Source organism: Paenibacillus sp. J22R98 (assembly GCF_059383835.1).
In genome coordinates, this window is record NZ_JBXENW010000001.1 from 41,780 (window position 1) to 56,471 (window position 14,692).

At 51.1% G+C, this 14,692-nt stretch carries 11 protein-coding genes; all 11 read left to right on the forward strand.

Features of this window, described 5'->3' with window-relative positions; translation table 11 throughout:
- The first annotated feature begins 128 nt into the window (after window positions 1-128).
- The 11 genes from AC50Y3_RS00210 to mutM all read left to right on the forward strand — a co-directional run bounded on the left by AC50Y3_RS00210 (window position 129) and on the right by mutM (window position 14,597).
- Window positions 129-1,067 (forward strand): phosphate ABC transporter substrate-binding protein, encoded by a 939-nt coding sequence (locus tag AC50Y3_RS00210; protein ID WP_494816769.1) that lies wholly within the window; start codon window positions 129-131, stop codon window positions 1,065-1,067.
- A gap of 93 nt (window positions 1,068-1,160) precedes the next feature.
- Window positions 1,161-2,099 (forward strand): phosphate ABC transporter permease subunit PstC, encoded by a 939-nt coding sequence (gene pstC, locus AC50Y3_RS00215; protein ID WP_494816770.1) that lies wholly within the window; start codon window positions 1,161-1,163, stop codon window positions 2,097-2,099.
- The gene (pstA, locus tag AC50Y3_RS00220; RefSeq protein WP_494816771.1) at window positions 2,096-2,983 is read left to right on the forward strand and encodes a phosphate ABC transporter permease PstA; all 888 of its coding nucleotides are present in this window, start codon (window positions 2,096-2,098) and stop codon (window positions 2,981-2,983) included. Before pstC ends, pstA begins: the two co-directional genes overlap by 4 nt.
- Before the next feature lie 15 nt (window positions 2,984-2,998).
- Entirely contained in the window at window positions 2,999-3,757 is a 759-nt protein-coding gene (pstB, locus tag AC50Y3_RS00225) for a phosphate ABC transporter ATP-binding protein PstB (protein WP_494816772.1), read from the forward strand.
- A gap of 23 nt (window positions 3,758-3,780) precedes the next feature.
- A complete protein-coding gene (phoU, locus tag AC50Y3_RS00230) occupies window positions 3,781-4,440 on the forward strand; it encodes a phosphate signaling complex protein PhoU (protein WP_494816773.1) in 660 nt (219 codons plus the stop codon).
- A 147-nt stretch (window positions 4,441-4,587) separates the two neighbouring features.
- Window positions 4,588-6,084 (forward strand): GGDEF domain-containing protein, encoded by a 1,497-nt coding sequence (locus AC50Y3_RS00235; protein WP_494816774.1) that lies wholly within the window; start codon window positions 4,588-4,590, stop codon window positions 6,082-6,084.
- Window positions 6,081-7,253 (forward strand): EAL domain-containing protein, encoded by a 1,173-nt coding sequence (locus AC50Y3_RS00240; RefSeq protein WP_494816775.1) that lies wholly within the window; start codon window positions 6,081-6,083, stop codon window positions 7,251-7,253. The genes AC50Y3_RS00235 and AC50Y3_RS00240 overlap by 4 nt, the downstream gene beginning before the upstream one ends.
- A 704-nt stretch (window positions 7,254-7,957) precedes the next feature.
- Complete coding sequence (gene polA / locus AC50Y3_RS00245) at window positions 7,958-10,615, forward strand: DNA polymerase I (RefSeq protein WP_494816776.1); 2,658 nt, start codon at window positions 7,958-7,960, stop codon at window positions 10,613-10,615.
- A gap of 191 nt (window positions 10,616-10,806) precedes the next feature.
- Window positions 10,807-11,292, forward strand: coding sequence for a GyrI-like domain-containing protein (locus tag AC50Y3_RS00250; RefSeq protein ID WP_494816777.1), 486 nt, complete (start codon window positions 10,807-10,809; stop codon window positions 11,290-11,292).
- A 97-nt stretch (window positions 11,293-11,389) separates the two neighbouring features.
- Window positions 11,390-13,525 carry an ADP-ribosylglycohydrolase family protein gene (locus AC50Y3_RS00255; RefSeq protein ID WP_494816778.1) on the forward strand — a complete coding sequence of 712 codons (2,136 nt, stop codon included), beginning with the start codon at window positions 11,390-11,392 and terminating at the stop codon, window positions 13,523-13,525.
- Window positions 13,526-13,724: 199 nt separating this feature from the next.
- Complete coding sequence (gene mutM / locus AC50Y3_RS00260; protein ID WP_494816779.1) at window positions 13,725-14,597, forward strand: DNA-formamidopyrimidine glycosylase; 873 nt, start codon at window positions 13,725-13,727, stop codon at window positions 14,595-14,597.
- The last annotated feature ends 95 nt before the right edge of the window (window positions 14,598-14,692 follow it).

The following is a 14,692-nucleotide window of genomic DNA, read 5'->3' on the forward strand; positions in this document are numbered from 1 at the left end:
TATACAATTCCTCTATATAGTTTTTGCATTGCGTTAACACTTCGAAAATATAAGATTAATACGCGGCGGCTATACTAAGTCTTGTAAAACAAATAACCGCGCAGGAGCGGAAGGAGAAAAGAACTGAAATGAAAAAGGCATTACTTATTGTTGTGGCACTAATGTTGACTATCGGTTTGGCGGCTTGCGGCTCGAAGAATGAGGAGAGCACGAACTCCAACTCACAAAATAGCGGTACGAATAACGCAGGTGCAGGCGAAGCGCTAAGTGGATCGCTTCTGGCAACCGGATCATCGGCACTTCAACCACTTGTTGAGCAAGTTTCCAAGAAGTTCATGGAAGACGCGAAATACTCCGGTATCACCGTTCAAGTTCAAGGCGGCGGCAGCGGCACAGGCTTGACTCAAGTATCCGGCGGACAAGCAACAATCGGTAACTCCGACATTTTCGCAGAAGAGAAGTTCACGGATGCAGATGCAGACAAAGCGAAAGAACTCGTTGACCACCAAGTCGCAGTTGTAGCAATGGCAACAGTTATCAATAAAGACATCGCAGTAGATAACCTGACTAAACAACAACTTGTTGACATCTTCACTGGTAAAGTGACGAACTGGAAAGAAGTTGGCGGCGCAGATGAGAAAATCACAATCGTTAACCGTCCGGGCAGCTCGGGTACACGGAAAACTTTTGAGAAATACGCGCTTGGCACTAAATCCGAAGATGTTCAAGGCTCCATCCAAGAAGATTCCTCAGGTACAGTTAAAAAGCTGGTTGCTGAAACACCGGGCGCTATTGGTTACCTTGCACTTTCCTACATCGACGACACTGTAAAAACAGTGAAGTATGAAGGCGTAGAAGCAACTGAAGCAAACATCGTAACAGGCACTTATCCGGTATGGGCTTACGAGCACATGTACACGAAAGGCGAGCCGGATGCAGCAACTAAAGCATTCCTTGACTACATGATCAGCGATGAAGTTCAAAACGGTGATGTTGTAGAACTTGGTTACATCCCAATGAGCAAAATGCAAGTGAAACGCGATGTTGACGGTAAAATTACGAAATAATTACCCCTAAACAAATAGCACAGACATTAGAGGTGGATACACTCCGCCTCTAATTGCCTGTCATGAGAATGCTAGTTGAAGGAGAGAACATTCATGGAGCAGCCCGCTCGTACAAATAAGAAACGGATTCAAACGGGGAAGACAACAAGAGCTATCGTGAAACCGCATGTCATGGAGGAATGGGTAGGTAAAGTTTATACGGCGCTTTGTATTCTAGTCCTCGTCATTACGATCGCTGCTATTGTCTATTTCGTTTCTTCCCGTGGTTTGACTACGTTTATTATGGATGGCGTGAGCCTCGGCGGGCTGCTTAGCGGCTTGAAATGGGATCCGGAAGGTGATATTCCGCTTTATGGTGCTCTGCCATTCATCTTCGGATCCTTCAGTACTTCACTACTGGCAGCTTTGCTCGCAGCGCCGCTTGGTATATGCGCAGCCGTTTTTATGACCCAGATTATGCCTGGTATTGGTAAAAAAGTGTTGCAGCCGGTTATCGAGCTGCTCGCAGGTATTCCATCCGTAGTTTTTGGTTTTGTTGGTCTTAGTGTTGTTGTGCCGGCGCTCCGGGCTTTATTCCCGGGACAGGGCATCGGGATTGCGGCGGGAGCCATCGTGCTCTCGCTAATGATTTTGCCAACTGTAACAACGATTGCTACGGATGCGCTGGCTGCATTGCCCCGCGGTTTGAAGGAAGCTTCCTACGCGCTTGGTGCTACTCGCTGGCAGACGATTTACCGCATTGTGCTTCCAACCACGCTGCCGTCACTGTTAACGGGTGTCGTTCTTGGTATGTCCCGTGCATTCGGTGAAGCGTTGGCCGTACAAATGGTCATCGGTAACTCGCCACATATCCCGCATTCGTTGTTTGAATCAGCATCGACGCTGACGAGTGTCATCACACTCGATATGGGTAACACCGTTATGGGCTCCACGCACAACAATGTATTGTGGTCACTTGCGCTCATACTGCTTAGCATGACCTTTGTATTTGTATTCATAGTCCGCTTCTTGGAAAGGAGAAACCAACGATGAACGCCAAAACCGCAGATCGCATTGCCACAGGTGTCATTATCGGTGTAGCATCACTTATCGTTCTTATTTTGGCGGGATTGCTCGGTTTTATCCTCTTCCGTGGAGTAGGACATATCAGCTTTCATTTCTTGACCTCCGCGCCGCAAACGATTAAAGCCGGTGGCGGTATCGGGCCACAGCTCTTTAATTCCTTGTTCTTGTTAGTTTTGACACTTATCATTACCATTCCGCTCGGACTTGGCGCCGGGATTTATATGAGTGAATACGCAAAACCGGGTCGCCTTACAGACTCCATTCGCTTGGTAGTCGAAGTGCTCTCGTCTTTCCCTTCTATCGTAGTTGGTTTGTTCGGACTACTTGTTATCGTTAACTTGTTCGGCTTTGGGTTCTCGCTGTTCTCGGGTGCACTTGCGCTGACGGTGTTTAACCTGCCGCTTATGGTTCGGATTACCGAGCAATCGCTCAGCGGCGTACCGCGTGAGCAGAAGGAAGCCAGCTTGGCGCTTGGATTGTCGCGCTGGAAAACGATCACCTCCGTTATGCTTCCGATCGCAATGCCAACGATTGTAACAGGTACGATTCTTGCTTCGGGCCGTGTATTCGGTGAAGCGGCTGCGCTGCTATTTACAGCCGGCATGAGCTCGCCTCGTCTTGATTTCACGAATTGGAACCCGCTCAGCCCGTTCTCGCCGCTGAATCCGTTCCGTCCGGCAGAGACGCTGGCCGTGCATATTTGGAAAATCAACAGTGAAGGCTTAGCTCCGGATGCAGCTGAGATTGCTGCCGGTGCTTCTGCAGTTCTGCTTATTATGGTGCTATTGTTCAACTTCTCGGCCAGATGGTTCGGAAGATACTTGCATCGTAGATTTACAGCAACCAAATAGGGAAGGGTGACGAACATGCAAACAGAAGGATTGGAAGCCAAAAATCTACGTGTATTCTACGGAGAGAAGGAAGCAATCAAGGGCGTGTCGCTTGCTTTTGCCCCGCGTGAAGTTACGGCATTGATCGGTCCTTCAGGTTGCGGTAAATCAACTTTTTTACGCAGCTTGAACCGAATGAATGATACAATAGATGGTGTACGCACTTCCGGAGAAATCTGGATGGATGGCGAGAATATTAATGAATCCGGCGTCGATGTTGTATTGCTGCGTCAGAAGATCGGAATGGTTTGGCAGCGTCCGAACCCGTTTCACAAGTCTATCTATGAAAATATCGCGTTCGGACCACGTTATCATGGGGTGCGAAACAAGAAGCAGCTGGACGAAATCGTAGAAGACTGCTTACGCAAAGCGGCACTATGGGATGAAACGAAGGATCGCCTTCACAATTCCGCGCTTGCGCTGTCGGGCGGTCAACAGCAGCGTCTTTGCATCGCTCGTTCGATTGCGGTCAAACCGAAAGTTATTTTGATGGACGAACCTGCATCCGCACTCGATCCGGTATCGACTGCGAAAGTGGAGGAGCTGATTTCAGAGCTGAAGCAGGATTTCAGCATCGTAATCGTTACTCACAACATGCATCAAGCAGCAAGGGTGTCGGATAAGACAGCGTTCTTCTATATGGGCAAAGTCGTGGAGTATGATCAAACCGACAAGATCTTCACGAATCCGTCCGAGAAAGCTACTGATGATTATATCTCGGGACGTTTCGGGTAATCCATCATTGGGAGGCGACGCAGATGATCAAGCGCAGAGAGCTGGACGAGGGATTGGAGCTTCTTAAGAAGAAGCTGATTGAGATGGGCAACCGCGTCGAAACGGGACTAGCCGCCGCGATGAAGGCACTCGAGGAAGTGGATGCTGATTCGGCGCGCACTATTATTGCGGAGGACATGAAGCTTAATCAATTGGAAGAGAGTATTGATGAGCTAGGTGCTCGCATGATTGCAACGCAACAGCCGGTCGCGAAGGATTTGCGCCGCGTTCTGATCGCCTTCAAGATGGCGGCTGATCTGGAGCGAATGGGCGACCTGACGGTCGATATTGCCAAGGTAGTTGTGCGCCTTGAAGGGCAGACCCTTATGAAACCGTTGGTTGATCTTCCGCGCATGGCTGAGATTACCGGCCAGATGATCCGCGAATCGATCCAATCTTATGTACAGGAAAATGTGAATCTCGCCTGCAAAATGGCAAAGGACGACGATCAAGTGGATGCGCTGTTCGCGGAAGTGATCCGTGATTTGTTCGCTGTGATGATCGAGAATCCGAAGACCATTTCGCAAGGCAGCTTGATTAGCTTCGTCGGCCGCTATATTGAACGGATCGCCGACCACGCCACGAATATCGGCGAAAGCGTCGTCTTTCTCGTGACAGGCAAACGACCAGACCTAAATATGTAATACATGGGTGAAACAGGTGCTGCGCATGATGCGCAGCACCTGTTTTTTTACGTGGAGTTAACAATAGGACAATACTTCCATCACATTTTATTCCTACAATGGAACATAAGGGATAGTCAAAATGACTCACGCCTAAGAGGGATTCATATGAACGAAATCAGCTATGGATTATTAGACAAAACAATGCTGCATCGTTTAAAGGAAAGCTGGCATCAAGGCGGCATTGGTGTGATTGCCTTACAACTGCTTCAGGGCACTCCTGACGCGGTTGATGAGGTATTGAATGAATGGGTGACTGAACAGGAAGGGCTTGTTTGGCACAGCGCGATGGGGGATGACCGGTTCTATTTCTGGGCATGCGGTTTGGCTGCGGCGGCGGACAAAGAACTCGAGTTAAGGCTCCGACTGGGTATCGATGAATTGACAATGAAACTATGTAACGCCTTCGAGGCAAATCGGATCGCCAACATGAAGGAGAAGGATGGAAAACCGGATTTTGCGGTTGGCCATGCTGTTTCCTACCCTTCAACGGCAAATGGCCGCTCCATTGAAGTTAGTATGTATGAAGTAATTAAAGAAGCCTATGAGATGATAGTCCGTTTCCAATCTGGGGAGCGGGATGAACAGCAGGAGCATCAACAGGAAGAAGCTTACTTAAGCGGCGTCCCATCGTATGTGACGATCGGATCATTAGCCAAGACTGTGCCTATGTTTGCGCCGGGCTCGCTTGTATCTGACCTGTCTCGCATGTTCGAATCTAACCCGCATATCCAAGGTGCGGTTGTAGTTCAAGAGGGCAAGCCGCTCGGGCTTGTGATGAAAGAAAATATGAATCAGCTGCTGGCGGGGCAGTTTGGTCTTCCGCTCTATTGGAATAGGGCGATTGCCCGAATTATGGATAAGGAAGCCCTTGTCGTCGATGCAGAGCTGCCGGTGGAGCAAGTGGTACAGTTGGCAATGGCAAGGGATATTTCCCGGCTCTATCATCTCGTGCTCATTACGCGAGGTGACAAATTTGTTGGCGCAGCCTCAGTCCGCTCGATTCTAGAGTGTATGACGCAGCTGCGAACGGAGGAAGCTCGGACAGCAAACCCGCTTACGGGGTTACCGGGCAATGCATCTATTCAGCGGGAGATGCAGCGGCGGATTGATGGAGGCAGACCGTTCACCATCATTTATGCGGATTTGGACTATTTCAAATGGTTTAATGATTGCTTCGGGTTCAGCCAAGGGGATGCGCTGATCCGTTTTCTCGCTTCCGTTCTGCAAGAGGTTGCGCAGGTTGGCGGAAAACGGGATGATTTTATCGGCCATATCGGCGGGGATGATTTCATCATGCTGACCGATCGCTCCGAATCGGAGAAGCTGTGTCGCCTGCTGCTTGCCAGGTTCGACAGCGGCGTCAAAGGTTATTATGGCACGACGCATGTACCGGGTGTTGTGGACCGAAGCGGGGTGGCGGTGCAGCAAGAGGGCGTCACATTATCGTTGTCGCTGCTTAGGTGGAATGGGAACCATCCATTAACAACAGCCATTATTTCACAAGCGGCAGCGCGGGTAAAGAAGCAGGCGAAAGGAATTCGCGGCAGTGCCTATGTTGCCAGCGATGTATTCGGAGAGCAGCTGGGAGAGGGAATGACGTGACAGTAACTAGAGAATCCAATCAGATGGGCATTATATATTTTGCTTGGCAAGGCAAAGCGATCGAGCAAGAAGACGTAAAGGTGAAACTCGATGCCAAGTGGCGCCGTTTCGCCGAACGGGTCATGATGGAACAAGATGCAGTCAGTACGACCGGACTTTCGAAGCTATGGCTGCGCGATGACCTGTTTGTGTGTCTTTCCCTTCCGCCCTCGTGCTTCCGTTCACCGGAAGAGGACCTGCTGACGTTGGGCAGCAGACTGAAGCTCGACTGGGAGGAGCGGTTTATGGACGCCGAGTTCGGTGGCGCGATTCCCGAGCTAAAGCTGCATGCGGGCGTCTCCTTCTTGAATGGCGGCATCGTGTCGGAGGAAGAGCGGCTGTATGATGGCATCAAGCGCGCGATCATCCACGGACAGCCCACCGGCGCAACGGAGCGCAGCTTGAAGCGCAGAGCGCTGGAGCACATCCTCATGGAGCGGCTCATTCATCCGGTCTATCAGCCAATTATCTCGCTGCAATGCGGGACGGAAGCTGCATACGGATATGAGGCGCTTTCTCGCTTGCCGGACAAACGCTGGTTTGACGGACCGCTGCAGCTGTTTGATTTTGCCTCTGAAGAGGGGCTTACTTACTCCCTTGACAGGCTGGCTCGGGAGCGTGCAATCGAAGGAAGCGCAGGGCTGTCGGCAGGGCAGAAGCTGTTCATCAACATTACCGCAAAAATTATGAATGACCCCTCCTTCACAACCGGACGCACGATGCTGCTGCTCGAGCAATATGGGCTGTCTCCGCATCATGTCGTGTTCGAAATTACGGAGCGCAGCTCCATTGAGGATTTTGGTGCAGCGAAGAAGATTCTGCAGCATTACCGTACTCAGGGCTATCAGATCGCTATCGACGATGCAGGGGCCGGTTATTCGTCGCTGCAGTCCATCGTTGAGCTGGAGCCGGATTATATCAAAATCGATCGCTCCCTCATTCATGGCATCCATCAGGATGGAATGAAGGCCCATCTGGTCCAAACGTTCACGGAGCTGGCTGCCAAAATGGGCATCTCGCTTGTGGCGGAAGGCATCGAGGAAGAGAGCGAGCTTCAATATATCAAGTCCATCGGCGTACACTACGCGCAAGGTTACTTACTGGGGAGACCGCAGCCTACAATTGCTTAACAGCTTGAAGTGAATGGGGGATTATCGCGTAAAAGTTGTAGGATATGTGGGGAAGCGGAGGGCGAGTTGCGAAAGAGCGAAGTGTGGCGAAGCGAGGGCTGGTCGCGAAAGTGCGAAGTGCTTCGAAGCGGAGGGCTGGTCGCAAAGGTGCGAAGCGCGGCGAAGCGGAGGACCGGTCGCGAAGGTGCGAAGTGCGGCGTGTGCCGCGCGTTTTGCGAAGCGTGAAATGCTCTAACGAACCGTGGAGGGCTTATTCGTCCCCAGATGGCCCTCAAAAAATTCTAACGAACCATAGAGGCCTTATTTGTAGATTTTTAGGTGCTTTGGAGCCGATTTACCCCAAATAAGGCCTATACGGTTCGTTAAATTTTAAAAGCCTAGAGATTCGGCGAAATAAGGCCTGTACGGTTCGTTAGACTTTGCGATGCGCTCGTGTTCCTGTGGAGAGAGTGGATCTTGAAAGCGGAGTGCGGCAAGTTGAATGCGAATGCCAAAAAGCGGAGTGGGTATTCAAAATTGTAAGCTGGCGGCATAGGGTGAAACCCTGTGCCGCCTTTTATATTAGTGGAGCAGATAGGCCGATCTGTTCCACCGTTGATTGATGATTTTAAGCTTCGCTTCCTATCATCATTCTGCCTGGGAAAGTGTGTTCGCTTTATGCTATGATAAGCACTAGGAATAATAAGGTGAGGTGTGCTTGTCGGATGGATAAATGGGTATTGATTGATGGTAACAGTATCATTTATAGAGCATTCTTCGCGATGCCGCCGCTTACGAATTCGTCGGGGCTGCATACGAATGCGGTGTACGGCTTTACGACCATGCTGCTGAAGCTGCTGGAGGAAGAGAAGCCGACACATATACTTGTCGCCTTCGATGCGGGCAAGACCACGTTCCGTCATGAAGGATATGCGGAATACAAAGGCGGTCGGGAGAAAACACCGTCGGAGCTGTCAGAGCAATTCCCTGTGCTCAAGGAGCTGCTGCGCTCTTTCGGGATTGCGCAATATGAGCTTCCTGGTTATGAAGCGGATGATATTATCGGGACACTCAGCCGATTGGCGGATGAAGGCGGGATTGAGACCGTCGTCGTGTCCGGTGACAAGGATATGCTGCAGCTGGCTTCCGATCATGTCACCATTGCGCTCACGCGTAAAGGGGTTACGGACGTGGAGCGTTACGATCCAGCCGGTATCCAAGAGCGTTATGGCTTAACGCCGCTGCAAATTATCGACCTTAAAGGTCTGATGGGCGATACATCCGATAACATCCCGGGCATTCCGGGTGTCGGAGAGAAAACAGCGCTAAAGCTGCTGCACGAGTTCGGCAGTGTGGAAGGCGTCCTTGCCAATACGAGTGAAATCAAGGGCAAGATGAAGGAAAAGGTTGAAGAGCATCAGGAAAGTGCCATCATGAGCAAGAAGCTGGCTACGATCTATCGCGAGGTGCCCCTTGAGAATAAAGCGGACGAGCTGGTGTATAGCGGCTATGACGAGACAGCGCTCGGCGACATGTTCCGCAAGCTGGAGTTCAAGTCGCTGATCGAGCGGCTGCAGCTTCCTGAAGCAGGCGGATCCGCCGCTAATGCGATGGCAGTAGCGACCTATGAGGTTGTGACTGCGAGTGAGCTGACTTCAGATGCGCTCACTGAACTGCTTGCGACCTCCGAGAGCTTCTACATTGAAGCAATTGGGGACAATCCGCATCAAGCGAGATTCGTTGGACTAGCCGTGACAAGCGGCGAACGCGTCGTTGTTGTGACTTACGATGAGCTGATGGATGCGAAAATAGCGGCGCCTGTGCGCAAGTGGCTTGAGGACGAGAAAGCACCGAAGAAGGGCTACGATTTGCACAAAGCAGAGCTTGTCCTATCTTGGCTTGGCATTGAGCTCCGCGGAACAACCTTCGATGCATTGCTTGCCGCGTACCTTCTCGATCCGACCGAATCAAGCCAAACATTAGCTGCGCTCATTCAGCGTCACGGTCTTGCAGCGATTCAAACGGATGAATCTGTTTACGGCAAAGGCGCGAAGTTCCAAGTGCCTGCCTCCGGCGTGCTCGCAGGCCATCTGGCCGCTAAAGCAGATGCTGTCCGCAGACTCGTTCCGATGCTGACCGACGAGCTGGAGACCGGTCACATGAGCAAGCTTTGCTATGAGCTGGAGCAGCCGCTGGCCGTTGTTCTTGCCGGCATGGAGAAGCAGGGCATTAAGGTGAACGCTTCCGTGCTTGAGGATCTTGGCGCGGAGCTGGAGAAGAACATCTCGCAGTACATGAGCGATATCTATATGCATGCCGGTATGGAGTTCAACATTAACTCGCCGAAGCAGCTGGGAGAGGTACTCTTCGAGAAGCTGGGTCTTCCTGCGTGGAAGAAAACGAAGACAGGTTATTCGACCGATGCGGAAGTGCTGGAGAAGCTCGAGCCTTACCACGAAATCGTGAAGCTCATTCTGCTGTACCGCCAGCTGGCGAAGCTGCAGTCGACTTATGTTGAAGGATTGTTGAAAGAGATTCGCCGCGACACGGGCAAGGTGCATACCTTCTACCGCCAGACTATCGCTGCAACCGGACGTCTATCAAGCCAATTCCCGAACTTGCAGAACATTCCGATCCGGTTGGAGGAAGGACGCCGTATTCGCAAAGCGTTCGTGCCGTCAGAGCCGGGTTGGACGATTCTCGCAGCCGACTATTCGCAGATCGAATTACGCGTTCTGGCGCATATTTCCGGTGACGAGAAGATGAAAACTGCATTTATCGAGGATACCGATATCCATACGAAAACAGCGATGGACGTCTTCGGCGTAACTGCGGATCAAGTGGATGCGAATATGCGCCGGCAAGCAAAAGCGGTTAACTTCGGGATCGTGTACGGGATCAGCGACTTCGGTCTGTCGAACAACCTTAACATCGCTCGCAAGGATGCGGCGAAGTTTATTGAGCAATATTTTGAAGTGTTCCAAGGGGTTCGGGCTTACATGGACAATATCGTTGCCCAAGCCCGCACAGACGGCTTCGTGACGACGCTCCTTGAACGCCGCCGCTACTTGCCGGAAATCAAAGCGTCGAATTTCAATCTTCGTTCGTTCGCCGAACGGACCGCGATGAACACGCCGATTCAAGGTACTGCGGCGGATATCATCAAGCTGGCGATGGTGAACATGGACAAGGAGCTGCGTGATCGCGGACTCCGCAGCCGCATGCTGCTGCAGGTACACGATGAGCTCGTCTTCGAAGTGCCGGCCGAGGAGCTGGAACTGATGAAGACGCTCGTACCGGAGGTTATGGAAGGCGCGCTGAAGCTGGATGTACCGCTCAAAGCAGACGTCAGCTTTGGCGATAACTGGTATGAAGCGAAGTAAAGTTTCACGCTAACCGAGGTGAAGATGAGGAAGCTTTAGCACGTTCTGCTGCGCACACAGTGTAGCTGGGGACGTTCTAGAGCTTTTTCTTTTTTCTATCTTGTTTTGTATAAAGGCAGATGGTAATATATATATAGAACATGTGTTCGTGTTGTGGTGAGGTTTTTCTACGAATACTGGGGGGGGAAAACATGGTCGAAATCAGGGAGAAACAACCATTTTCGGTGATTGGTAAATTGGGACAAGGTCTTGCAAATGAAGGGTCGGCATGGATACCGCCTTTATGGCAAGAAGCCAATAGTCACTTCCATGAAATTAGCAGCCTCGCGAAGCTGGACAGTGAGGGCAATATCGTTGGAATTTGGGGAGCCATGAGTGATGTTGGCGAGAGCTTTGAACGGTGGCAAGATGAAGGCATATATTTAGCAGGATGCGAAGTTGTCGATGATGCAATTGCCCCCAGTGGATGGACGAAATGGGTCATACCTGCATTTACATATGCTGTAGTTGCCTGTACGCAAGACACGTATAAAGAAACGTTCCATCGGATGATGTCCGAGTATCTGCCGACTCATTCGTACAAACTTGCCGGAGCCGTTCATGAATATTACAATCCCAAAGCCAACCATGGAGAATTATCACTCTACTTCCCAATTGAAAGCATAGTGAATGGTTAATCGAAATTTCAGCATCGTCTTCTAGAATTGGCTATTCTCGCCATTCCTTCCATGAGGTAAGCTAGTGAGGAAGGCAAGAGTAGACGAGGAGGCCAATATGACTATTATTCCTGGGGATTATGTGGAACGCGTTTATGCCGGCTGGCTCGGTAAAGTCATCGGTGTGCGGCATGGCGGTAATATCGAGCAGTGGACATATGAACGAATTGCCCGTACGTTTGGCGAAATAACCGGATATCTGCATTCATTCAGAAACTTTGCCGCAGATGACGATACGAATGGGCCGATGTTCTTCCTTCGCGCCCTTGAGGATTATACGCATACAAGCGACATTACCGCGGAGCAAATGGGACTGACCTGGCTCAACTATGCGCCGGACGGTCATGGTTTCTATTGGTGGGGCGGTTACGGCAAATCGACGGAGCATACGGCTTATCAGAATTTAAAGAATGGGATTATGGCGCCTCGTTCCGGATCTATCGCACAGAACGGCGCGGCAGTAGCGGAGCAAATTGGCGGACAGATTTTCATCGATACATGGGGCTTGATCGCACCTGGCAATCCGGCGCTCGCAGCCGAATATGCGGAGAAAATTACAAGCGTTTCCCATGATGGAAACGGCAAATACGGCGGCATGTTTATTGCGGCTTGTATCGCGGCTGCTTTCGTTCATAAGGATATTCGCAAGATATTGGAAGCGGGACTTTCCGTCATCCCCGCTGATTGTGAATATGCCCAAATGACCCGAGCTGTGATGGAATATCACGCAGGACAACCGGAACAATGGCGGGATGCGTTCCGTTTCGTAGAGTCGCGCTATGGCTACCACCTCTACCCGGGCGAATGTCATATCATTCCGAATGCATCCGTTATTATACTTTCTTTGCTTTACGGCGAAGGCGACTTCTCCCGTGCTATTAATATTTGCAATATGTGCGGTTGGGACACAGACTGCAACGTTGCTAATGTCGGCACGATTATGGGTGTCTTGAATGGCCTTGAGGGGATAGATGTTTCGTGGCGTCAGCCGATCAACGATTTCCTATGCTGCTCCAGTGTGATCGGCACATTGAATATGTTGAATATTCCTTGGTGCGCAACCTATATCGCGAGCTTTGGATACAAAATCGCAGGCAGTGAAGTACCGGCCAGATGGTCAGCGATACTGAATGGCGAAGCACCTCAGTTTCATTTCGAACTACCGGGATCGACGCATGCATTCCGCACGGATTCGGATGACAGCGGCATGCATGTCACCAGCTTCGTCCAGAATTCGGACGAGGTAGCGGCGTGCGGCTCGCGATCGCTGAAGGTCGTGTTCGACAGGGCAACGGGCGGCTATGGCTATCGAGCCTATTATCAGACGTATTATCGCCCGCATGATTTTAACGATAGCCGATATGATCCCAGCTTCTCGCCGCTTATCTATCCGGGGCAAACGATTACAGCGAGCCTGATGGTGCCCGAATATATCGGCGCTCCGATCCAAGCACGGCTTTATGTGAAAGACGGTCATGCTAACGTTCGTCACTACGGAGAGTCTGTCCTCCTGACGAAAGGGGAATGGACGCGGCTTACGTATGAGCTGCCAGCGATGGCGAATGTCTGCTTGGAGGAAGCGGGCATTGAGCTGCTGCCCCTGGAAGGCTGGCACGAGAATTTGATTGCTTATGTAGATCACATGGATTTCTCCGGTGAGCCGAACTACTCGATTGATTTCAAGCATGAGCGGACGGAACGGTGGCATGGCTTGCATCAGGAAGTGAGCCAGTTCACCTACTTGCGCGGTTTGTGGGCGCTGGAGAACGGAGAGCTGTCCGGAAGCTATAGCGGCGAGCCGGCGGAATGTTACACCGGTGATTTGAAGTGGCAGGATTACGAATATGAAGCCGTGATTACGCCTCAAGCCGGCGGCTATCATAATATGCAGTTCCGCGTACAAGGCGGAATTCGATCCTATGCTGTCGGGCTGGCTCCAGGCAACCAAGTGAAGCTCTATAAGAATGCGAATGGATATTCAGTGCTGGCAGCAGGAGAATATGAATGGTCTCATAGCCAAGATTATACGATTAAGGTCGCAGCCCAAGAGAACCGCTTCAGCATCTCCATCGATGGCCGGCAAGTGCTCCAATTTGAGGATGCGGACCAACCTTACTTGACCGGTCAAGTCGGCTTCTCGACGCTGCATGGAAGTCATACTCACTATAAGCAGTTTTCGGTGCGAGGATTGTAGATAAGAAGATCCAGATGATGCGCTTGAACGTACACTTTGAGGCCTTCTATTCGCTGTAAATTTCAGCGTGGAAGGCTTCTTTTTGCATGGAAATGTGGTTTCATGAATAGAAGGCTTACAAGTCGGGAAGACGGCTAGGAGATTTGGCTTTGCTGAGGTATAATGAGGTCTGAACCATGGCTTGGGAGGGAATTATGCAATGCCGGAATTACCGGAGGTTGAAACCGTTCGGCGCACGCTGAATGAGTTAATTAGGGGAAAACGGATCGAGCGGGTAACCGTGTCGCTTCCGCGTATTATACAACGACCGCATGAGCCGGAGATTTTTGCTGCTGCACTTGCGGGTCATACCATTGAGTCCGTGGAGCGCCGAGGTAAATTTCTGCGTATTCTGCTAGATGGCCTTGTGTTGGTCTCGCATCTTCGCATGGAAGGCCGTTATGGCGTCTACGAAGCCGATGACCCGGTGGAGCTTCACACCCATGTTCGTTTTCATTTCGAAGATGGTACGGAGCTGCGCTATAAAGATGTACGCCAATTCGGTACGATGCATCTGTTTGCTCCAGGCGAGGACTTAGTCCTTCCCCCGCTGAACAAACTGGGGATCGAGCCGCTAAACGAAGCATTTACATTGCAAGCCTTTAAGAAGGAAGTCGCTCATCGGACGACGAAGATCAAGCCGCTCCTGCTGAATCAGGAATATATCGTTGGACTTGGCAATATCTACGTGGACGAGGCGCTATTCACGGCTGGCATTCATCCCGAGCGGACAGCGGATTCCATAAAGCCTGCGGAGTGGACGAAGCTTCATGAAGCGATTCGCGCAACGCTTTCGCGCGCAGTAGACGCGGGCGGATCGTCGATTAAGTCCTATGTAAACGGCCAAGGCGAAATGGGGATGTTCCAGCATGAGCTGCTCATATATGGCCGCAAGAACGAGCCTTGCCGCAAATGCGGTGCAAGCATAGAGAAGACCGTTGTTGGCGGCCGGGGCACACATATTTGTCTCAAATGCCAGCCGCTTACGAAGAAACGGGGTAACAGTAAGGCAGCCAAGCCAACGTCTAAATAAGGAACGACTGTGGGCAGCGTGCATATGATGTACCATTCATGTTTTCTAGGCGAGTGCACAGATCCTGCGCTATCGTCATCATGGGAGGGACATCA